Source organism: Parabacteroides massiliensis, from assembly GCF_900155425.1.
In the GTDB taxonomy this organism is placed as follows: Bacteria; Bacteroidota; Bacteroidia; order Bacteroidales; family Tannerellaceae; genus Parabacteroides; species Parabacteroides massiliensis.
In genome coordinates, this window is sequence record NZ_LT700190.1 from 660,711 (window position 1) to 681,628 (window position 20,918).

Genomic DNA, 20,918 nt, shown 5'->3' on the forward strand with positions numbered 1-20,918 from the left:
CGATAGATATTATCTATGAGGAGAGTGGGACTTGGCCTTGTTTTTTTGCTTGTGTTTTTTTGCCAATAAAGAAAAAATATTTTTCTTTGCACGCGAAAAAAACAACAGCAAGGGTATTATACATAAATGTATTGGTTAAGTATCGCTGCGATACTTGCATTTTATAGCATTATAAAATGCAAGTGTTTAGATGTGAAATACTATGTGTGCAGGTGCACATTCTTCGTTTCTCGAAGGTCGCCTTATTTTAGGGTGATAGGCCTTTATTTTTTGTTATTACCGTTTTTTACAGCCGTTTCCGCACAAGAAAAAGATTGTTCCTCTTTTTACATGGGAGTAAGGTCGAATATGCTTTATGATGCGCTGTTGGTTCCCAATATCGGCGTTGAGCTTTATTGGAAACAGAACTGGTCGGTGGCTTGTAATTGGATGTATGCGTGGTGGAAGAATGACCATCGTCATCATTACTGGCGTGTTTATGGAGGTGATCTGGAGGTCCGTTATTGGTTGAATAAGGCCGCAGAAAAGCCACAGAAAGGACATCATATAGGGTTGTATGGGCAGATGTTAACCTATGATTTCGAGTTGGGCGGTGAGGGTGTTTTGGCTGACAAGTGGACTTACGGTTGTGGAGTCTCTTACGGGTATTCGCTTCCTGTGGCACGGCGTTTGAATATTGATTTTACGGCGGGTGTAGGCTACTTGCATGGTCTGTATAAAAAGTATTTGCCTGTTGACAACCATTATGTATGGCAGAGCACACACAAAAGAAGCTGTATCTTCCCGACAAAAGTGGAAATTTCTTTGGTATGGTTGATCGGAAACGAAAATCCAACCCGGAAGAGAGGAGGTCGGCGATGAAACGGATTTGGTTTGGGGTTGTTTTCCTGTTTTTATTGATGGGGTTGATGGCTTGCGAACATAAGGAGTTGTGTTACGGCCATCCGCATTTTGCCACGGTACGGGTTGTGTTCGATTGGACTAAAATCTCCAATCACGACAAACCGGAAGGCATGAGGGTTGTATTTTATCCGGTAGACGATGAAAGCAACACGTGGATATTCGATTTCCCTGAAGGAAAGGATGGGAAAATAGAAATTCCGGAGAATGATTACCGGGTGATTTGCTTTAATTACGATACCGACGGAATGGTTTGGATGGAGAGCGGCAGTTACACTCTCTTTACGGCCGATACGCGCGACACGAATTCGCCCGACGGCAAACAGATGGCTGTCACTCCCCCTTGGCTGTGTGGCGATCATATAGATGAGATCAGCCTCATAGACATTCCGGAAGGGACTGAAAGGGTGGTGCGGCTCGTTCCCGTAAATATGGTGTGCCACTACACCTATGAGGTGAACGGTATTCGAGGATTGGAAAGGCTGGTGGATTTGCGGGCTGCTCTTTCAGGCATGTCCGGTTCGCTTAACATGGCTGCCGACTGTTTGCCTGCCGATCTTTCAGAGAGTCTGTTCTTTGGGGGAATGGTTTCGCAGAATCAGATTGTAGGCGGATTCTATACGTTCGGATATTCTGCCCTTGACGGACAGCCGAATGTTTTCCGGCTGTATCTCAAGAACCGCTCCGGCAGCATGTCCGTATTGGAGCAGGACGTAAGCGACCAAGTACATGATGTTCCGGTTGTGGGACATGTCGGTGATGTGCATATAGTGTTGAATTTTGGTTATGAAATACCATCCGAACCCGGAAGTGACGGCGCCGGGTTTGACGTAGATGTTGATGATTGGGAGGATATAAATGTGGATATAATTTTATAAGTGATATAGTTTTATAAGTATAAATGTGTTATGAACAAAAAACATGCAATATTTGCGGCTGCCTTTGGGGTGTTATTGGCTGGATGCTCCGATGTTGAGGTTGCAAATGTAGAAACTTCTTCACAGAATGTGATCGGTTTTAATGTGATTGGGAGTACCGCGGAGACAAAGGCGACTCCTATAAATTCCTCTAATTTGCAGAGTGAGGACTTCAGCGTTTTCTGTTATACTACGAAGGGAAAACCTTTTATGGGAACTCTTGATAAGAACTTTAATCATAATGGCGTGAGGATAAAGTGGAATACAACCCTAAAAAAATGGTATTATTCTGATATAAGAGATCTTCACTATTGGCCTGTGGATGTGTTGAATTTCTACGCAATATATCCGGGAACGACAATTGGAAAAACGGATGAACATTATGAATGGGAGTTTAATGCTGATTTTCAGGGTGTTCACTACAGGTGCCTGGATGAATTTAATACTGACTTGCCGAATGATGAACAGTTAAAGCATGAGAACCACGATGTGATGTATGGTATAGCCAAGGAGCAGGTGTATAGTACGAATAACGGAGTGGTGAAATTCCATTTCAAGCATATACTTTCGCAAATCGTTTTCAAGGCGAGAAGGAATTTGGAATCCTTGACGGTAACCATAAAAGATATCAAACTGCACAACATCAAGCAGGGCGGAACTTTCGCCTATCCTGATGTTCGATATACAACGGCTGAGACGGAGACGAGTAGAGATTGCTGGTCGAATGTTGCAGAATCCGATACATATTCCCCTTATATCATAAAAGATGGAGATATAAGTGTCGGGACTGAGAATACGGATATTACTGTTAGTGGAGATTCTCCCTCGCTTGTCATACCGCAGACCGTGACTGCATGGACTGTTTCGGGCGCAGACAAGAAAACCATAGCAGAGGCTGATGCAGCTGGAGAGAGTTACCTGGAGGTTACATGTGTGCTCCAACAGAACGGACAGAATTTAACGACGGTGAATGCTGACGGCTACGCAACAATCTATGTACCGTTCAGTGCAGACTGGATGCCGGGTAAACGTTATGTCTACACGTTGATATTTGGAGGCGGTTATGATGCCGACGGAAATGCTATTCTTGATCCGATCACTTTTGATGCAGAGGTGGAAGAATGGGGTGATGAAATTCATGATATCAATTATTAAACGACTGAAACAATTAGATTTATTAATTATATTATTATTGATTTTTTTTGATTATGGAAAAGAAAAATGTAATGTTTTTGGCAATCTTTGGAGCATTACTGGTTGGTTGTTCTGAGGAGGAGATTGCAAATGTGGAAACTTCTTCGCAGAATGCGATTAGTTTTAATGTTGTGAGTAATGCGGCAGAGACAAAAGCAACTCCTATTACGCCTGATAATCTGACAACTACAGATTTTGATGTGTTTGCTTATACGGCGGATGGTACTGCTTTTATGGGTAAGGATGACGTTGTTATGGGGAATAGTGGAGTGAAAATAGAGCATAATGGTACGAAATGGGATTATGCAGATCAGAGTGATGTTCATTATTGGCCAGCTACAGAATCTTTGAATTTTTATGCAATAAGTCCGGGAAGTTACTCGGTTGATTATGTATATCATTATATGTGGAATTTTAATCATGAGATGCAAAAAATAGAATATGCATGCATGGATGAGTATGGAAACGGAGAGGGTAAGCATGCTGATCATGATGTTATGTATGGAATTGCCCTGAATCAGACGAAGGGTACGAATAACGGAGTAGTGAAATTTACATTCAAACATATCCTTTCACAAGTGGTTTTCAAGGCAAGAACAGAACTTGCCACAATGAATGTAACTATAAGCAGTATTAAGATTTGTAATGCTAAAATGTCTGGAACTTTTACTTTGCCAAGTGATGCTAAAACAGTTCCTACTACTGCTGACAATTGGGTGTTAAAAGAAGGTGGTGCTTATAGTCCTACCGTAATAAGAAATGCCGCAATCGAAGTAAAGAGTAATACAGAAGCAACGGATATTTCCAGTAAAACTCCTATATTTGTAATTCCGCAAACATTGACAAAATGGGTTGTTGCAGACGATACAAAAACTATAGACAATGCTAAGAATGCCGGACAGTCTTATCTGGAAATTTCTTGCAAAATCCAACAGGCAGGAGTTTATCTGTATGGTTCAGCAGATGAATACAAAACAATCTATGTTCCGTTCGAAGCTTCATGGGAACCGGGCAAGCGCTATATCTACACGATGATTTTCGGTGGTGGTTATGATGAAAATGGAGATGAAATTCTGAAACCGATCGAATTTGAAGCTGAAACAGAAGATTGGGTTGATGATGCAGGCAATGACCACGAAGTTAATATGTAATTTCGATTGAATCGTAATCCATAAAAAGGGTTGTATCGAAACTCTCCTGTTCTCGCGTCAAGCGTGGAGACAAGGGATTTCGATACAACCCTCTTTTTTTGTAGGGCTTATTTGTAGTGTCGTCTTATTTTAATGACAACGAGTCCTTGCGTAACAAAAGCGTATCCTGTCCGGCTATTTCCGGATGATCGGTTGCGAACTTCTTCTTTTTCTTGATGATGTCGGGAGTCGGCAGGTTGTTATAATTCTTCCATGTCCCGTCTCTTTTGGCATTACGTTTGTGTATATAGCTCTTCCTGCTGGTCATTTCTGCGAAGTCGAAAGTGACGAAACCGCTGTTATGAGAACGATTCATCGGGTCGCTCTTCCAGGCTTTAAGCATATTTTTGTAGACCGGCAACATCTTTCCGGGAGGCGGAGAGTATAACCAGAAAACACCGGGAGGCAGGTCCTTGGGGGCTTTTTTGCGATTGGTCGAATCCGTTTGTATGTATTCGGTAAAATCCTTGAGGATGGGCAACGGGGTTACCGGCGCCATCTTCATCTCGGAGGCCGGTTCATCCAGGTTTATAAGAGAACCTGATTGAATCGCTTTCATCGTCTCGGGATTCAGTTCCAGCTTTTCTTTGCCGGACAGGACATTCTGGAGCCAGACCGAATCCTTTTTTGTCCACTGTTGTGCAGACATATAGTCGGCACCTCTCAGACAAATCAACATCACTATAAATAATTGTTTGCGCATGTCCTATTTATTGCATCACTTCTTTTACTTTTGCTTTTAACCCTTCACCCCTCAAGTCGCGAGCAACAATTGTTCCGTCAGGACCAAAGAGGATGATATGAGGTATTCCATTGAAGCCGTACAGCTCGGAAGGAATATTTTGGGCGTTTAATATCTGAGGCCAGGTGATTTTCAGCTCTTCGATTGCTTTTTGGGTGTCTTCCGGCTTGTCCCATGTCGCGACGCCGACAACTTCAAATCCTTTGTCTTTATACTGGTTGTACACTTCCGCCAGTACCGGAGTCTCTGCCCGGCACGGTCCGCACCAACTTGCCCAGAAGTCGACTAGCGTGTATTTCCCTTTCCCGACATAATCGGAAAGAGAGACCTTCTCGCCATTTTCCGTTTCGACGGTAAAGTCGGTGAAAGGTTGTCCTTCGGCTGTCTTTTTCAGACGTTCGAGTCGCTGTATGAGCTTTTGTATGATGTTTCTGCTTTGTATGAACGCGCTCGACTTTGCAATTACCGGCTCCAGTTCTTCCGGCTCCATAAAGTTTGCCAGCGATTGGAGAGCAAAAGCACCCATGTAATTGTCCTGGTTCTTGTTGACAAAGTCGGTCAACATGGCTATATAGGCCGGTTTCCATTCGGAAATGTAATAGTTTTTGAACAGTTCCCGTGCTTCCGCCTGGTCGGTCGTTTGTTTTTTTATCTCTTCGGATTTTGACTGATATATCTTGTCGAGGCTGTCTCCGGCCTGTATGTAACTTGTGAATACCTCATTCAGCGGTGTGCCGGACGGAGTGTTCGGTCTTTCCATGTCCAGTTTGATTGTGCCGTTCTCAAGCATAAAATTCGTGTAATACCCTTTCCCGATTTGCGTAAAGCATAAAACAGCTGTATCAATTTTGCCGATGAAGGAGAAGGAACCGTTCTCGATGATCGTACTATCTATTACCCGGTTATTGTCGCGGTTGTGGATATAGATTGTTGTGCCATTGAAAGTTGTATCGGGTATGCTACCGGTTACGGTATAGGAAGGCGTCGGATTCGTACAGGATGAAACCACTCCCAATGTGATTAACAAAGCTAATAGAATATTTGTTTTCATAAGAAGAATATTATTAATGTAAATGATTCATAGAGCGAATATAAAACAACTTATGCCACAATATGATATAATTAGTGTAATTTCTCTTATCAATTTAAAATGTTAATTGTTTTTGGGAAGTGTTGACTTCCGAGATGATAAAAGAATATGATTTTAAGATTATCAAAATGTCACTACTACCCCCTCTAAATCGGATTAGTACCCCATGTTTTGGGAATTACACTAACGGGTAATATTTTTTAACCTTTCATAAAGTACAGATTTATCCAAATAAAGATAATAAAATGACATCTGCCCCAAATTCTGTTGTCGGGTTAATCCGCCATCTTCTTTGAAACATGATCGTACATCTCGAACATTTTATGTCAACATTCGTGCTATTCCGGCTAAAAATATACCTTTGTCCTGTTATTTAGGAAATATATGCAGAACGCAATGGATCATATCAAACGGGAACTACAGCTGACGGCGGATGGAAGCCATACGCTTTTTATACCTGAAATGAACGAGCACTACCATTCCGTGAACGGTGCCGTGCAGGAGTCGCGCCATGTTTTTATCGAAGCCGGGTTGCACCATCTGGAACGGAAGGAGATTACTGTTTTGGAAGTGGGTTTCGGAACCGGGCTCAATGCTTTTCTGACTTTGTCGGATGCTGAGGCGCACCGACGGAAAATACATTACTATTCGGTTGAGCTTTATCCGCTGGATGCGGACGTAATCGAGAGCCTGAATTACGGAGAAATGATTTGTGGCGGGCGGAGAGATGCTTTTCAGGCTTTGCATCAGGCAGAGTGGAACATTTCGGTCCCGATTACGGAGTTCTTTGAACTGCATAAAATACAAGGAGACAGTAATACGTGCGTTTTGCCGGAGCGGATCGACCTGGTCTATTTCGATGCGTTCGCTCCCGATAAGCAACCGGAGATGTGGAATCAGGAAATCTTCAACCGGCTGTATGCCCGTATGACCGGAGGCGGCGTTTTGACGACCTATTGTGCGAAAGGAGCCGTCAGGCGTATGATGAAAGAAGCCGGATATTCTGTCGAAAGAATACCCGGCCCCCCTGGAAAGCGCGAAATGCTTCGTGCTATTAAATTATAAAAGTGCTTCGATTTTAGATACGAATGTAGCTTTAGGTGCAGCACCGACCTGTTTGTCTACAACCTTGCCGTCTTTGAAGAAAAGGACGGTCGGGATATTGCGGATACCAAATTGTGCGACAACATCGTTATTGTTGTCTACATCCATTTTGCCGATCGTAATGCGGCCTTCATATTCGGTAGCCAGTTCGTCGATGATCGGGCTGACCATGCGGCAGGGACCACACCATTCTGCCCAAAAGTCAAGAACCATAGGCTTACCAGAGTTTACCAACTCTTCAAAATTTGCATCTGTAATTTGTAGTGCCATATCTTTAATTATGAATTATATATTCAAATTCCGTGCAAAAGTACAAATTCTTTTATACCGCACAAAGACTACCCGTTAATTTTAAAATCCATATTTTCGTTCGTCTGCAAGAATTCGACCAGGTTGCGTGTGACATTAAGCCGTATGTTCTGCGAGAAGAAATTCTGGATGATATTGTGTTCGCTGTCGACCACTTTGAAATATAACAAACTTTGGCCCGGATTGTTTTTTATCAAGGTCGACAATTCGTTCACGGTCGGTTCGTCCAGGCCGTGGATCGGGACCGTGATGCTGATCTTTTCGATCAGGCGGTCCTTCTCTTCCTGCAGCAACTGGATGGATCCGATGGACAGGCTCAAACGCCCGGAATTGTAGCGGTCTTCCACACGCGCTTTGATCAGCAGGTACATACCGCGCTTGCCGAATTTGCTGTAATCGACATAGTCTTTGCCGAACAATGCAATTTCGCCACTGCCGGTGAAATCTTCTATCTTGATAATGCCGTAAGGATTCCCTTTCTTGGTCATCCCTTCGCGGAAATCCGTAACGATACCGCCGAACAGCAGGTCTTTGCCAACCAGGTTCTCCTTCTCGTTTATCTCCGCCATACCGGTATTACATACATACGTCAGTATAATACGGTATTCATCCAGCGGATGGGCGGAAAGATAGATGCCGACCAGCTCTTTTTCCTTGTTCAGGCGTTCGAGGTCGCTCCAGCGTTCGCATTTCGGAATTTCCGGTTTGGAGATGGCGACAAAAGCATCTCCTCCGAACAGAGAGTTGCTTGCCGTGTTCTTGTCTGTCTGGAACTTGTTGCCGTAGCGAACCAGCGTTTCGAGGAATATTTCCCCTTTCCCAGTTTCGGCAAAGAACTGTTCCCGCAGGATGCTGAAGTTGTCGAAAGCACCGGCTAATGCCAGCGATTCGATGTTTTTCTTGTTGCAGGCAGTCAGGTTGACACGTTCCACAAAGTCAAAGATGTCTTTGTAAGGACCGTTCTTCTTCCGTTCTTCTATGATGTTCTGTACGGCGGCTTCTCCGACGCCTTTCACGGCGCCCAGGCCGAAGCGGATGTTTTTGTTCTTGTCTACGCTGAACTTCAGGATCGATTCGTTCACATCCGGACCGAGAACCTGAATGCCCATCGCCTTGCATTCGTCCATGAACTTTGTGATATCCACGATGTTCGACAAACTTCGGCTCAGGACGGCTGCCATATATTCGGACGGGTAGTTCGCTTTCAGAAAAGCTGTCTGATAAGCAACCCATGAGTAGCAAGTCGCGTGGCTCTTGTTGAAAGCGTATGAGGCGAATTTTTCCCAGTCGGCCCATATCTTCTGTAAAGTCTCTTCCTTGTAGCCATTAGCCTTTCCACCCGCCATGAATTTGGATTTCAGGTGGTTCATTTTCTCGATCAGCTTCTTACCCATCGCCTTACGGAGGGCATCACTCTCGCCGCGAGTGAAGTTGGCTAACAGGCGCGACAGAAGCATGACCTGTTCCTGGTAGACGGTGATGCCATACGTGTCTTTCAGATATCGCTCCATGACGGGAATATCGTACTTGATTTCCTCTTTTCCCTGTTTACGGGCGATAAAAGAAGGAATATAGTCCATTGGTCCCGGACGGTACAGGGCGTTCATCGCGATCAGGTCCTCGAACTTGGACGGTTGCAACTCTTTCAGGTACTTCTGCATACCGGCAGATTCAAACTGGAATGTACCGGTTGTCTTTCCGTCGCAATACAGTTTGTAGGTCGCCGGGTCTTCCAGGCTGATATGGTCGATATCCAGTTCTTGGCCGGTCGTCAGCCGGATGTTTTCTATCGCTTCCTTGATGATGGACAGAGTTTTCAGGCCTAAGAAGTCCATCTTGATCAAACCGGTCTCTTCGATCACCGAACCTTCATATTGGGTGACGAGCATCTCTTCACCCGTATCTTTGTCCTTGGCCGTGCTGACAGGCACGACATCCGATATGTCGTAACGTCCGATGATGACGCCGCAGGCATGTACGCCCGTGTTGCGCACGTTCCCTTCCAGCATTTGGGCATATTTCAGGGTGTCGCGTGCCAGCGGATCGCTTCCTGTGGCGGCCTCTTTCAGCTCCGGCACATAGTTGATTGCATCCTTCAGTTTGAACTTCTTCATGTCCGGTATCTTGTCCGGGACAAGTTTGGCGAGGCGGTTCGATTCGGCAAGCGGGAGTTTCTGTACGCGTGCGACATCCTTGATGGCTGATTTGGTCGCCATCGTGCCATACGTGATGATATGCGCCACACGTTCGGCTCCGTATTTCTCCGTTACCCAGCGGAGTACTTCCCCGCGGCCGTCATCGTCGAAGTCTGTATCGATATCAGGGAGGGAGATACGGTCGGGATTCAGGAAACGCTCGAACAGCAAATCATATTTGATCGGGTCGATTTTGGTAATCCCCAGGCAGTAGGCAACAGCCGAACCGGCAGCCGATCCACGTCCGGGACCGACCGAAACGCCCAGTTCTTCGCGGGCGGCACGGATAAAGTCTTGCACGATCAAGAAGTAGCCGGGGAAACCCATCGTCTTCATGATATGCAATTCGAAGTTCAGCCGTTCCTTGACTTCGTCGTTCAGATTATCTCCATAGCAAATCTTCGCTCCGTCGTATGTGATCTTTTTCAGGTAGTCGGCCTCCAGTTTGATACGGTATAGTTTTTCGTAACCACCTAATTTCTTGATTTTTTCGTGCGCAGCCTCTTCGCTCAGGACGACGTTCCCGTTTTCATCGCGGGTGAATTCGTCGAACAAGTCCTGTTCGGTGAATTTCTGGCGATATTCTTCTTCCGTCCCGAATTCTTCGGGGATGGCGAAGGTCGGCATGATAGGACCGTGGTCGATGGAGTAGAATTCCACCTTGTCGGCTATCTCAAGCGTGTTGCTGAGGGCTTCGGGAATATCGGAAAAGATGGCGTTCATCTCTGCCGTCGTCTTCATCCATTCCTGTTTGGTGTAGCGCATACGGTTTGGGTCGTCCAGGTCTTTACCCGTACTGAGGCAGATCAGGCGATCGTGCGCTTCCGCATCTTCCGCGTTGACAAAGTGGACGTCGTTGGTTGCGATAACCTTAATGTTGTGTTTGCGAGCCAGTTCCAGAATCGCTTTGTTAGCCGTTACCTGGTGGGGGTACACATCCTGTGCGGCGCTCGGATCATGCGTCTCGTGCCGCTGTATTTCCAGATAGTAATCATCTCCGAACAGGTTCTTGAACCAAAGGACCGATTCTTCCGCCTTGTCCATTCTTCCGTTCAGGATATGCTGCGGGATTTCTCCCCCGATACAGGCGGAGCATATGATCAGGTCTTCGTGATATTTTTCCAGCAACTCCTTGTCGATACGCGGGCGTCCGTAAAAACCTTCCGTCCAAGACAAGGAAACCATCTTGATCAGGTTCTTGTAGCCGTTCAGGTTCTTGGCCAGCACGATCAGGTGCCATCCGCTTCGGTCGTTCTGCGAAGCGAGCTTGCTGTGTCGTCCGTTACGGGCGCAATAACATTCGCAACCGAAGATCGGTTTGAATACTTTTTTCCTTTCCTCTTCTATCTTTGTGGGTATTTCTTCAAGGCGGGCTTGCTCTTCGGCGGTCAGCTCCGTTTTACTTTTCAGTACCTTCAGCTCTTTCTCGTAATCTTTGATGGCACCCAACGGTTTGCCATTTTTCTTGGAAACCTTGTTGAAGAACTCTTTTATCCCGAACATCACACCGTGGTCGGTGACGGCAATCGCCGGCATGCCATCCTTTTGCGCTTTGTCGATCAAAGCATCGATCGATGCTTGTCCGTCCAGCAATGAATACTGGGTATGTACGTGCAGATGTATAAACGGTTCCATATTAATTCTTGATCTTTTTATTTCAGCCTATAAAGGTACGGGTTATTTTTATAATTTTATTCAGTCAGCTGTTATATTTCCGGCTGAAAAATTCTATCTTTGCTTTTGATAATTCAGAGATTCGTAATATGAGAAAAATTATATTTATCGCTTTTTTGGCAGTGTTGATGATTATGCCGGCAGTCGGCCAGGTTGTTTTCGGTGTTCGTGCGGGTGGCGCTTATTCTTCTCTGGTGCAGAAAGTTGAAGGTACATACAATGCCGGAGCCCGCTTCGGCTTCAGTTTGGCCGGACTTGCTGATATACATCTATACAAAGGCTTGTCTTTGCGTCCGGAACTGGCGTTTACGAATCAGGGAGGTTCTTTCTACTCCAATCCGCAGGTGGAAGGGGCAAAGATTTCTTTCAGTAAATGCAGTTATTATTCTATCCAGGTCCCGGTGAACTTAGCTTATACCTTTATTATAAATGATGTGCAGCTGGGTGTTTATGCCGGTCCGGCTCTCGACTTCTCCCTTTTTGGAAAGATGAAAACCGAAAACCAGAATGTCGATATCCATTTCGGCCAGACCAAAGAGGCTGACCTCAAAACGTTCGATCTGGGTGTCAATGTCGGCTTGCGCGTGGATTACAACCGTTATTTCTTTTCCATCAGTGCTCTTTACGGAACTTTGGACCGCCGTGCCATAGAACGCGAAGGCGAATCGTCCTTGTATCAAAACAATGTGACTCTGTCGTTGGGATATATGTTCCGGTAAATATTTATTACTCCGGCATACTGAAAACTATCGGATCCCTTTTTTCGATAAGAAAGAGGAGGAGTGTGAAACAGGTTTGGATTATTGGCTTTATACATTGAAATATATGGAACAGTTAAAAACAATACCATTCAAAGGTCAAAAAGCATTGTTTGAGAGACTTGAAAAGTTAGCAAAGATTGTTAATCTCAACAAAAAAGAACGCATGGAGTATGAAGAATGTCTGAAGGTCTATCGTGATAATCAGAATACGTGGGATTATGCAATAGAGAAAGGTTATCAAGAGGGTGTGGAAAAAGGTCTGGAAGATGGACTAAAAAAGGGAATGGAGCAAGGTCTGGAGCAAGGTCTGGAGCAAGGTCTGGAACGAGGTCTGGAACAAGGCTTGTTCCAGGGTGTCCGCCAAGTTGCCCTTAATATGAAACGAAAAGGTATGGAAGTTTCTGCCATTATGGAGTGTACGGGTCTGGATGCTGGAACGATTGCAGAATTGTAGCTGGAATAATCATTTGCAGAAGATTATAGGTGGAGGTCCGGTAGCTTGAAGGTTATCGGACCTTTTTTTCTGTATTTGACCTACTTGTGTAAATTCTTTCTGCTAAAAGTTTTGTGTTTTGCGGAAAAACCGTACCTTTGCAAGCCGAATATTATCAAAATTGTACTAAGAGTTTAATTCTTAGCACGTTGTTGCGTCAAGTGTCCGTAGCGACAGCGCACGCGAGGATTGGATTCTTGTTTTTTAGAGTTATTAATTTATTAATTTTTTAAGCAAGTGGATACTTTAAGTTTTAAGACCATTTCTGCAAACAAAGCAACTGTAAACAAAGAGTGGGTCATTGTTGACGCCGAAGGACAGACTTTGGGACGTCTTTGTGCAAAGGTAGCAAAGCTTTTGCGCGGTAAGTACAAACCCAATTTTACCCCGCACGTTGATTGTGGTGATAACGTAATTATCATCAATGCAGACAAAATCGTTCTGACAGGTAACAAGTGGAACGATCGTATTTATTTGAGATATACCGGATATCCCGGTGGACAGATCGCTTACACGCCGGCTGATTTGCAGGCTAAAGGTGACGACCGTCTGTTCCGTAAAGTAGTAAAAGGTATGCTTCCGAAGAATCGTCTGGGTGCAAAACTGTTGAATAATCTGTATGTATATGCAGGAACAGAGCACAAACACGAAGCTCAGCAGCCTAAATTAATCGATATAAACTCATATAAATAATCACAATGGAAGTAGTAAATGCAATAGGAAGACGTAAGGCAGCAGTTGCTCGCGTATTCGTAAGCGAAGGTACAGGAAAGATTACTATCAACAAACGTGATCTGGCTAATTACTTTCCTTCTACAATCCTTCAGTTCATTGTTAAGCAGCCGCTCGCAAAGCTGAACGTTGCAGAACAATATGATATCAAGATCAACCTCGATGGAGGTGGTTTCAAAGGACAGTCTGAAGCTGCTCGCCTGGCTATCGCCCGCGCACTGATTAAGATCAATCCGGAAGACAAATCCGCTCTTCGCGCAGAAGGTTTCGTTACTCGTGACCCGCGTGCTGTTGAACGTAAGAAACCGGGACGTCCTAAAGCTCGTAAGAGATTCCAGTTCAGTAAACGTTAATCTTATTTGTGAGTCCCTTACAAGTATAGCAAAGCGTTTAGTATCTAAATTATCAGGATTCTTTTTATATGCTGACATACGGAAGGACTACCTGATGATTGAGTTAAACAAAAGAAAGTAAACGATTTAAGAAAGAAACAATGTCAAGAGTTAATTTTGATCAGTTATTAGAAGCTGGCGTACACTTCGGACACTTAAAAAGAAAGTGGAACCCCGCAATGGCTCCTTATATCTTCATGGAGCGCAATGGTATTCATATCATTGACTTATATAAAACAGTTGCTAAAGTAGACGAAGCAGCAGAAGTAATGAAAAACCTGGCAAAACAGGGAAAGAAAGTACTTTTCGTTGCTACTAAAAAACAAGCTAAACAAGTTGTCGCTGATAAGGCTGCTTCTGTAGGTATGCCTTACGTTATCGAACGCTGGCCGGGTGGTATGTTGACCAACTTCCCGACTATCCGTAAAGCTATCAAGAAGATGGCTACTATCGATAAGATGACAAAAGATGGTACATTTGATAATCTTTCCAAGAGAGAAAAACTTCAGATCACTCGTCAGCGTGCTAAGTTGGAAAAGACTTTGGGTTCTATTGTAGACCTGACTCGTCTTCCATCTGCTTTGTTCGTTGTTGACGTAATGAAAGAACACATCGCAGTTCGTGAAGCCAACCGTCTGGGTATCCCTGTATTCGGTATGGTTGATACAAACTCCGATCCGAACAACATCGACTACGTGATTCCGGCTAACGACGACGCTACAAAATCTGTAGAAGTTATCTTGGGCGCTATCTGCGAAGCAATGAACGAAGGTCTGCAGGAACGTAAAGCTGAAAAGATCGATACAGAAGCTGCCGGTGAAGGCGAAGCTCCTAAAAGAGAACGCAAAGCTAAAGCTGCTGTAAAGAAAGAACGTACTAAGAAGGAAGACGACGAAGCTTTGAACGCTAACGTTGCTGACAAATTCGCTAAGGACGAAGAGTAATTCAATTGACAATTGAAAATTGACAATTGATAATTATAGATACATAAAATAAGCAGTGGGCAATTGGCTTTTGACGATAATTGTCAATTGTCAATTGTCCATTGTCAATTTTTAAAGTCTCCCTATTGTCAATTAATAAAAGTAAACATTTAATAAATAAGGAAATAAGATTATGGCTGTAACTATGGCTGATATAACCAAGCTGCGCAAAATGAGTGGAGCTGGTATGATGGACTGCAAGAAGGCTTTGACCGAATCTGACGGTGACATCGAAAAAGCAATGGAAATTATCCGTAAAAAAGGACAGGCTATTGCTGCTAAACGTTCTGACCGTGAAGCTGCTGAAGGTTGCGTGTTGGCAAAGAAAGACGGTGAATTCGCTGCTATCATCGCTCTGAAGTGTGAAACTGACTTCGTAGCTAAGAATGAAGATTTTATAGCTCTGGCTCAGGCTATTCTTGATGCTGCTGTAGCTAACAAGTGCAAGACTTTGGATGAAGTGAAAGCGTTGCCGATGGGCAAAGGTACCGTACAGGATGCTGTAACGGATCGTAGCGGAATCACAGGTGAAAAAATGGAACTGGATGGCTACAATGTGGTAGAAGGTCCTTATACGACTGTTTACAACCACATGGGCAAGAACCAGTTGTGTACGATCGCCGCATTCAACAAGGAATCGGAAGAAGCTGCTCACAATATCGCTATGCAGATCGCAGCCATGAACCCGATCGCTATTGATGAAGCTGGTGTTCCTGAATCTGTAAAAGAACAGGAAATCCAAGTGGCTATCGAGAAGACAAAAGCTGAACAGGTACAGAAAGCTGTTGAAGCTGCCCTGAAGAAAGCCGGAATCAACCCGTCGCACGTTGATAGCGAAGAACATATGGAAAGCAACATGGCTAAAGGTTGGATCACGGCTGAAGATGTTGCCAAAGCAAAAGAAATCATCGCTACTGTTTCAGCTGAAAAAGCTGCAAACCTGCCTCAGCAGATGATTGAGAACATCGCTAAGGGTCGTCTTGGCAAGTTCTTGAAGGAAGTTTGCTTGCTGAACCAGGAAGATATCATGGATGGCAAGAAGACTGTAAGAGAAACAATGAAGGAAGCTGATCCTGAATTGCAGATCTTGGCATTCAAACGCTTCACTTTGCGTGCCGAATAATTTTGCACTGGCAGAATGAAATAAAAAAAGGAGATGTTTTGCGAAACATCTCCTTTTTTATTTGATGGTAACGTTTATTTCAATGCTGCCAAGGCTGTTTTGATACGTTTGATTGCTTCCACGATATTTTCATCGCTGGTAGCGTAGCTCATGCGGATGCATTCGGGAGCACCGAAAGATGTACCGCCGACACAAGCTACATGGGCCACTTCCAGTAGGTACATAGCCAAATCATCGGCATTCTCGATCGTGCGTGTGCCGTCGGTTTTGCCAAAGTAATAACTGCATTTCGGGAACAGGTAGAAAGCGCCTTCCGGCTGATTGACTTCGAATCCCGGAACTTCCTTTGCCAAGCTGACGATCAGGTCGCGGCGGCGTTCGAATGCTTGGCGCATCTCTTCGACCGGAGCCTGTGAACCAGTGTAAGCAGCTTCTGCCGCTTTCTGGGATACGGAGCATGGGCCGGAAGTATATTGTCCCTGCAATTTGTTCACAGCCTTTACGATCCATTCCGGTCCGGCAATGAAACCGATACGCCATCCGGTCATGGCATAGGCCTTGGAAACGCCGTTTACGATAACCGTACGGTCTTTCATCCCGTCTATCTGTGCGATGCTGCTATGCTTGCCGATATAGTTGATATGTTCGTAGATTTCATCTGCAATCACGATGATTTCCGGATGTTTTTTCAAGACTTCGGCCAGGCCTGCCAGTTCTTCCGCACTGTAGACCGAACCGGTCGGGTTGGACGGGGAGCAGAGGATCAATGCCTTTGTTTTCGGAGTGATAGCCGCTTCCAGTTGTGCCGGAGTGATCTTGAAATCCTGTTCGATACCGGCAGCAACGATTACAGGCGTACCTTCAGCCAATTTTACCATTTCCGGATAGCTGACCCAGAACGGAGCCGGGATAATCACTTCGTCGCCCGGATTTACCAATACCATGATTGTATTACAAACGGATTGCTTGGCACCATTTGCACAAGAAATCTGGTTGGCTGTGTATTCCAATCCGTTTTCGTTTTTCAGCTTGGCAACGATGGCGTTACGCAAAGTCGGATAACCAGCAACGGGAGAATAACGAGAATAATTTTCGTCGATAGCTTTTTTGGCCGCTTCCTTAATGGGTTCGGGTGTGTTGAAGTCGGGTTCTCCGACACTCAAGTTGATAACATCAACTCCCTGAGCCTTTAATTCACCACTCTTCTGGGACATCGCCAATGTTGCGGATGGCGACAAACTTGCTAAACGTGCTGATACTTGTGTCATGATAGTGTTATTATGTAATTATGAATTATTTGATATTGTGTAAGACGTGTCCCATACGTTCCTTTTTCGTCTTCATGTAGAATTCGTTGTAAGGATTCGGAGCCACTTCGATAGGAACGTTTTCTACGACTGTCAACCCGTATGCTTCCAGCCCGACACGCTTGACGGGGTTGTTGGTCATCAGGCGCATCTTGGTGACTCCCAAGTGGCGCAGGATCTGGGCACCGACACCGTAATCGCGTTCGTCTGCCTGGTGTCCGAGGTGCAGGTTTGCATCGACAGTGTCCAAACCGTCTTCCTGAAGTTTGTAGGCTTTCATCTTTTCCATCAGTCCGATGCCACGTCCTTCCTGGTTCAGGTAAACGATTACGCCCTTGCCTTCTTTTTCGATACGCTGCATTGCCTTGTGCAACTGTTCGCCACATTCGCAGCGCATGGAACCGAAGATGTCACCGGTTGCACAAGAAGAATGTACACGGACCAGGATCGGTTCGTCCGGATCGAACTTGCCTTTTATCAAGGCGATATGTTCCAATCCGTTGCTCTTCTGGCGGAAAGGGATCAGACGGAAGTGCCCGTATTGGGTGGGCAAGTCTACTTCGACGCCGTTTTCTACGATCGATTCTGTTTTCAGGCGATATGAAATCAAATCTTTGATGCAGATGATTTTGATATCGAACTTCTTGGCTACCTCGATCAGTTGGGGCAGGCGGGCCATTGTCCCGTCTTCATTGATGATTTCGATCAATGCACCTGCCGGGTATAAACCGGCGAGGCGTGCCAAGTCTACGGCCGCTTCGGTATGTCCGGCGCGGCGCAACACACCACGCGAACGGGCGCGAAGCGGATTGACATGTCCCGGACGTCCCAGGTCGGACGGCTTGGTTTTCGGGTCGGCAAGGGCCAAAATGGTTTCTGCGCGGTCGAACATCGAAACGCCTGTCGTGCAGCCACCACCTAATTTATCTACCGTTATCGTAAAAGGAGTTCCCAGCAAGGACGTGTTGTTTGCAACCTGCATGTCCAGCTCCAATTCCTGACAACGTTCTTCCGTGATCGGTGCGCACAGTACGCCACGACCGTTTTTCAACATGAAGTTTACTTTTTCGGGAGTTATCTTTTCGGCGGCAATAATAAAATCACCTTCATTTTCGCGATCTTCATCATCGACAACGATTAAGAATTTTCCTTCGCGGAAGTCTTCAATAGCTTCTTCAATGGTGTTTAATTTGATTTCGCTCATATATTCTTTTTACTTATATTTCTTATTTCACAAAGATACGGGTAATTTTTCAATTATATCAATCAGTTCATTGCTTGTCTTTTGTACCATCCTGATGTCGTGCCGCAAAAGTTTGCGTTGGTACGTGGCAAGCAGATAAACGGGAAGCCCGATCGGGAAAAAGAGGCCGATTGCCAACCCTGCTTTTCCGTTTATTTTTGCATTTATCTGATTGTAACCGCTGATGATCGGATAGTCCATCAGCTTGTTCAGAACCAAGTTCTGGTCCGAATTGGACAATTCTTCGATGATGCTGTCCATTTCTGCCGCCAATTGCTCGGCCGTATGGTCCCGGCCACCCTGTTCCCAGAAACGGAAATAGTTTGTCCACCGTTTATGGGCGGCCAGATAAGCTTTGCTTTCTTCGGCCAATTGCTTCAGACGGAGGATGATCTGCCCGTAATCAGGGTTGAACATGATCACCTCTTTCATTTCAACTTTTCTGCCTGAACGTTTTCCGAACAGGTTTTTCAAAGCATTCAAATATGTGTCGGCATTCAGGATAACGGAGTCGTTGACTGCTTTATAGGTCAGGAAGATACCTAACGGGGCTAAAACAGCGGAACTCAACCACATCCCCTGCCATGCTTCCCACACACCGTCGCGGGCCATTTTGAAGCCGATGTTGTTGATGACATAATAAAAGATGAAAAGAAGGACGGAAAGTACGACCGGTGTTCCCAAACCGCCTTTTCGTATAATAGCCCCAAGCGGTGCACCAATGAAAAAGAAAACCAGGCAAGCAAACGAGATCGTGAATTTGTTGTGCCATTCCGTCAAATGGCGGCGTACCCTGTAGGCCTCGTCTCCGAGAGTGGCTGCTTTGAAGAAGTAATCGGCTTTCATATTTTCGATGCTCGATTTCGCACGTGTCAGGATCGTTGCTTTCTTTCCTGGATTTTCTGCCTGGTAGAGACTGTCGAAATTCATGACGATTACCGGCTCGTCTGTCTTGGAAGTTTCTGTCGGCGCTTTTGTATCAGAATTCTCGTTGTTTGGATTTTCCTTTACGTTATTTTGTCTTGCGTCTTGGGGCTTTTTAAGTGTCTTTTTGTATGAAGTTTCGTAAACATTCTTGGCATTGACGCTTTGTATGCTGTCTAAGCGCACGGAAACGGAGTCAATGAAAATTTGCAGGTCATGCATGTTTTTACCCATAAACTGGTTCTGCATGAATGATTCGTCCGTTCGTGAAAAGTTTGCATCAAACTCGATCAGGATATCCCTGCTTTTGAATGTTTCCCTCTGGTAGGGAACGGAGCTTTTAGTGCCGGTGGTTGTCGATTGTTTGTCCAGGCTTCTAAAAGATTCCCCATTGAATAGGGAAAGGATCAGAAACATTTTGTCCGCCGAAGTTTTCAGGCGTCCCGAATCAGCGACCATCACACTGACTTTGTTGAACCCTTCGGAATAATCATAGATCATCATGTCGCGAAGAAGCCCCGTCTTTGTATCCTTATGCTTTACATATACATTAAATCCGGTGATTTCGCTGTAGAAAACTCCTTCCGGAATATCCAGTTCCGGTGATTTCTGGCGCATAGACCAGAGCAGCGAGTATAGTTTGACCTGTACGACAGGCATGGCATAGTTTTGGAAGAAGAAAGCCCCGATACTTATAATACCGATGGTGATAATTAGCGGGCGCATGATGCGGACAAGCGAGACGCCCGCTGATTTCATAGCCAACAATTCCAATCGTTCGCCGAGATTCCCGAAAGTCATAAGCGAGGCAAGCAAAATGGCCAACGGGAGCGCCATCGGAACGAGAAAAAGGGCGGCATACATAAACATTTCCGCCAAAACAGGAATCCCCAGTCCTTTCCCGACCATGTCGTCAATGTACCTCCACAGGAATTGCATAAGCACAATAAACAGACAAATACCGAAGGTCATCAAGAACAACGGCAGGAAAGTCTGCAGCATAAATGTATATAATCGTTTTATTTTCAACATTGCTTATCCGGTTGACGGCGCAAAAGTAGTGAAAAAACGATATGATCGCTAACAGAAATCACTAAAACAAGCTAAATACCGAGCGTACGCTTCAGTTCTTCTACTTGTGTGTCCCATAAATCGATAGAATCTCTTTTTTCATCCTGTTCGGCAAAATCCGTTATTTGCAAAGATGTCGATCCTGTTAATTCATGGCTGTGGATCTGGAATTCGAAGTAAGCATTTTCATCCTCTTCATCTGTCCAACGGTAACGAACGCTCATTTCCGGTTTCATAGACAAAACTTCCGCTTCCTGTTCGGCTTTGTTCCATTTAAAAACATACGTGTTACCATTAATAATAACATCGTCGGCAAACCAAGCAGACAGTCCTGGAGGAGTAGTGAGGTGATTCCATAAACTTCGTCGTGAAACTTTATCGAAAATGTATTCGATATGAAATTTCTCCTTTTTCATCTTTCATTGTGTTTTTATTGCGCAGCAAGGTAATAAAAGAATTGATATCTGCCAAATCTGTCTCTAAAAAAAGCAACTATGAATTAAGTTATTAACAGGAAACTCCTCAAATAATTGAATTTTTTTTCATGAAAGTGTTGCACAATATAAAAATAAGC

Annotated in this window: 19 protein-coding genes; 11 read left to right on the forward strand and 8 right to left on the reverse strand. The window is 44.9% G+C overall.

Annotated elements, in window-relative coordinates; translation table 11 throughout:
* Positions 1 to 126: 126 nt before the first annotated feature.
* From BQ9893_RS10140 to BQ9893_RS10155, 4 genes are read left to right on the forward strand one after another with little or no spacing between them, the layout of a single operon-like run.
* Positions 127 to 861, forward strand: a complete 735-nt coding sequence (locus BQ9893_RS10140) for a DUF3575 domain-containing protein (RefSeq protein ID WP_081415425.1) — start codon at positions 127 to 129, stop codon at positions 859 to 861.
* The gene (locus BQ9893_RS10145) at positions 858 to 1,778 is read left to right on the forward strand and encodes a DUF5119 domain-containing protein (RefSeq protein WP_075965920.1); all 921 of its coding nucleotides are present in this window, start codon (positions 858 to 860) and stop codon (positions 1,776 to 1,778) included. The genes BQ9893_RS10140 and BQ9893_RS10145 overlap by 4 nt, the downstream gene beginning before the upstream one ends.
* Positions 1,779 to 1,808: 30 nt before the next feature.
* Positions 1,809 to 2,972 (forward strand): fimbrillin family protein, encoded by a 1,164-nt coding sequence (locus BQ9893_RS10150; RefSeq protein WP_075965921.1) that lies wholly within the window; start codon positions 1,809 to 1,811, stop codon positions 2,970 to 2,972.
* Between the two features lie 53 nt (positions 2,973 to 3,025).
* Positions 3,026 to 4,162 carry a fimbrillin family protein gene (locus BQ9893_RS10155; RefSeq protein WP_075966106.1) on the forward strand — a complete coding sequence of 379 codons (1,137 nt, stop codon included), beginning with the start codon at positions 3,026 to 3,028 and terminating at the stop codon, positions 4,160 to 4,162.
* A gap of 124 nt (positions 4,163 to 4,286) precedes the next feature.
* Here the strand turns inward: BQ9893_RS10155 and BQ9893_RS10160 are convergent, their stop codons facing one another.
* Entirely contained in the window at positions 4,287 to 4,904 is a 618-nt protein-coding gene (locus BQ9893_RS10160) for a DUF4858 domain-containing protein (protein ID WP_075965922.1), read from the reverse strand.
* Between the two features lie 7 nt (positions 4,905 to 4,911).
* Positions 4,912 to 5,994 (reverse strand): TlpA disulfide reductase family protein, encoded by a 1,083-nt coding sequence (locus tag BQ9893_RS10165; protein ID WP_075965923.1) that lies wholly within the window; start codon positions 5,992 to 5,994, stop codon positions 4,912 to 4,914.
* A gap of 423 nt (positions 5,995 to 6,417) precedes the next feature.
* Between BQ9893_RS10165 and mnmD the strand changes: the two genes are divergently transcribed.
* A complete protein-coding gene (gene mnmD, locus BQ9893_RS10170) occupies positions 6,418 to 7,098 on the forward strand; it encodes a tRNA (5-methylaminomethyl-2-thiouridine)(34)-methyltransferase MnmC2 (protein WP_075965924.1) in 681 nt (226 codons plus the stop codon).
* On the opposite strand, the gene trxA is transcribed toward mnmD, so the two are convergent.
* The gene (trxA, locus tag BQ9893_RS10175) at positions 7,093 to 7,407 is read right to left on the reverse strand and encodes a thioredoxin (protein ID WP_075965925.1); all 315 of its coding nucleotides are present in this window, start codon (positions 7,405 to 7,407) and stop codon (positions 7,093 to 7,095) included. The genes mnmD and trxA overlap by 6 nt on opposite strands.
* 68 nt (positions 7,408 to 7,475) lie before the next feature.
* The gene (gene dnaE, locus BQ9893_RS10180; protein WP_075965926.1) at positions 7,476 to 11,276 is read right to left on the reverse strand and encodes a DNA polymerase III subunit alpha; all 3,801 of its coding nucleotides are present in this window, start codon (positions 11,274 to 11,276) and stop codon (positions 7,476 to 7,478) included.
* A 128-nt stretch (positions 11,277 to 11,404) separates the two neighbouring features.
* Here dnaE and BQ9893_RS10185 point away from each other — a divergent pair, with 128 nt between their 5' ends.
* The 6 genes from BQ9893_RS10185 to tsf all read left to right on the forward strand — a co-directional run bounded on the left by BQ9893_RS10185 (position 11,405) and on the right by tsf (position 15,799).
* Positions 11,405 to 12,034: a porin family protein gene (locus BQ9893_RS10185; protein ID WP_075966107.1), complete on the forward strand. Its 630-nt coding sequence runs from the start codon at positions 11,405 to 11,407 to the stop codon at positions 12,032 to 12,034.
* A gap of 34 nt (positions 12,035 to 12,068) precedes the next feature.
* A complete protein-coding gene (locus BQ9893_RS10190; protein ID WP_262497380.1) occupies positions 12,069 to 12,530 on the forward strand; it encodes a PD-(D/E)XK nuclease family transposase in 462 nt (153 codons plus the stop codon).
* A 276-nt stretch (positions 12,531 to 12,806) separates the two neighbouring features.
* On the forward strand, positions 12,807 to 13,262 hold the full coding sequence (gene rplM / locus BQ9893_RS10195; RefSeq protein WP_005637644.1) for a 50S ribosomal protein L13: 456 nt from the start codon (positions 12,807 to 12,809) through the stop codon (positions 13,260 to 13,262).
* A 5-nt stretch (positions 13,263 to 13,267) separates the two neighbouring features.
* Entirely contained in the window at positions 13,268 to 13,654 is a 387-nt protein-coding gene (gene rpsI / locus BQ9893_RS10200; protein WP_075965928.1) for a 30S ribosomal protein S9, read from the forward strand.
* A gap of 140 nt (positions 13,655 to 13,794) precedes the next feature.
* Complete coding sequence (gene rpsB / locus BQ9893_RS10205) at positions 13,795 to 14,637, forward strand: 30S ribosomal protein S2 (protein ID WP_075965929.1); 843 nt, start codon at positions 13,795 to 13,797, stop codon at positions 14,635 to 14,637.
* Between the two features lie 172 nt (positions 14,638 to 14,809).
* Complete coding sequence (tsf, locus tag BQ9893_RS10210) at positions 14,810 to 15,799, forward strand: translation elongation factor Ts (protein ID WP_075965930.1); 990 nt, start codon at positions 14,810 to 14,812, stop codon at positions 15,797 to 15,799.
* A 74-nt stretch (positions 15,800 to 15,873) separates the two neighbouring features.
* Here tsf and BQ9893_RS10215 read toward each other — a convergent pair whose 3' ends face one another.
* From BQ9893_RS10215 to BQ9893_RS10230, 4 genes are all read right to left on the reverse strand, one after another.
* A complete protein-coding gene (locus BQ9893_RS10215) occupies positions 15,874 to 17,067 on the reverse strand; it encodes a pyridoxal phosphate-dependent aminotransferase (protein ID WP_075965931.1) in 1,194 nt (397 codons plus the stop codon).
* A 25-nt stretch (positions 17,068 to 17,092) separates the two neighbouring features.
* Positions 17,093 to 18,310, reverse strand: coding sequence for a bifunctional 3,4-dihydroxy-2-butanone-4-phosphate synthase/GTP cyclohydrolase II (locus BQ9893_RS10220; protein ID WP_075965932.1), 1,218 nt, complete (start codon positions 18,308 to 18,310; stop codon positions 17,093 to 17,095).
* Positions 18,311 to 18,337: 27 nt separating this feature from the next.
* Complete coding sequence (locus tag BQ9893_RS10225) at positions 18,338 to 20,275, reverse strand: LptF/LptG family permease (protein ID WP_075965933.1); 1,938 nt, start codon at positions 20,273 to 20,275, stop codon at positions 18,338 to 18,340.
* Between the two features lie 101 nt (positions 20,276 to 20,376).
* On the reverse strand, positions 20,377 to 20,760 hold the full coding sequence (locus BQ9893_RS10230; protein WP_075965934.1) for an START-like domain-containing protein: 384 nt from the start codon (positions 20,758 to 20,760) through the stop codon (positions 20,377 to 20,379).
* Positions 20,761 to 20,918 lie beyond the last annotated feature (158 nt).

Coding starts and splice junctions, on each gene's coding strand:
- BQ9893_RS10140 (WP_081415425.1), top strand. CDS start 127: ATGTATTGGTTAAGTATCGCTGCGATACTTGCATTTTATAGCATTATA.
- BQ9893_RS10145 (WP_075965920.1), top strand. CDS start 858: ATGAAACGGATTTGGTTTGGGGTTGTTTTCCTGTTTTTATTGATGGGG.
- BQ9893_RS10150 (WP_075965921.1), top strand. CDS start 1,809: ATGAACAAAAAACATGCAATATTTGCGGCTGCCTTTGGGGTGTTATTG.
- BQ9893_RS10155 (WP_075966106.1), top strand. CDS start 3,026: ATGGAAAAGAAAAATGTAATGTTTTTGGCAATCTTTGGAGCATTACTG.
- BQ9893_RS10160 (WP_075965922.1), bottom strand. CDS start 4,904: ATGCGCAAACAATTATTTATAGTGATGTTGATTTGTCTGAGAGGTGCC.
- BQ9893_RS10165 (WP_075965923.1), bottom strand. CDS start 5,994: ATGAAAACAAATATTCTATTAGCTTTGTTAATCACATTGGGAGTGGTT.
- mnmD (WP_075965924.1), top strand. CDS start 6,418: ATGCAGAACGCAATGGATCATATCAAACGGGAACTACAGCTGACGGCG.
- trxA (WP_075965925.1), bottom strand. CDS start 7,407: ATGGCACTACAAATTACAGATGCAAATTTTGAAGAGTTGGTAAACTCT.
- dnaE (WP_075965926.1), bottom strand. CDS start 11,276: ATGGAACCGTTTATACATCTGCACGTACATACCCAGTATTCATTGCTG.
- BQ9893_RS10185 (WP_075966107.1), top strand. CDS start 11,405: ATGAGAAAAATTATATTTATCGCTTTTTTGGCAGTGTTGATGATTATG.
- rpsI (WP_075965928.1), top strand. CDS start 13,268: ATGGAAGTAGTAAATGCAATAGGAAGACGTAAGGCAGCAGTTGCTCGC.
- rpsB (WP_075965929.1), top strand. CDS start 13,795: ATGTCAAGAGTTAATTTTGATCAGTTATTAGAAGCTGGCGTACACTTC.
- tsf (WP_075965930.1), top strand. CDS start 14,810: ATGGCTGTAACTATGGCTGATATAACCAAGCTGCGCAAAATGAGTGGA.
- BQ9893_RS10215 (WP_075965931.1), bottom strand. CDS start 17,067: ATGACACAAGTATCAGCACGTTTAGCAAGTTTGTCGCCATCCGCAACA.
- BQ9893_RS10220 (WP_075965932.1), bottom strand. CDS start 18,310: ATGAGCGAAATCAAATTAAACACCATTGAAGAAGCTATTGAAGACTTC.
- BQ9893_RS10225 (WP_075965933.1), bottom strand. CDS start 20,275: ATGCTGCAGACTTTCCTGCCGTTGTTCTTGATGACCTTCGGTATTTGT.
- BQ9893_RS10230 (WP_075965934.1), bottom strand. CDS start 20,760: ATGAAAAAGGAGAAATTTCATATCGAATACATTTTCGATAAAGTTTCA.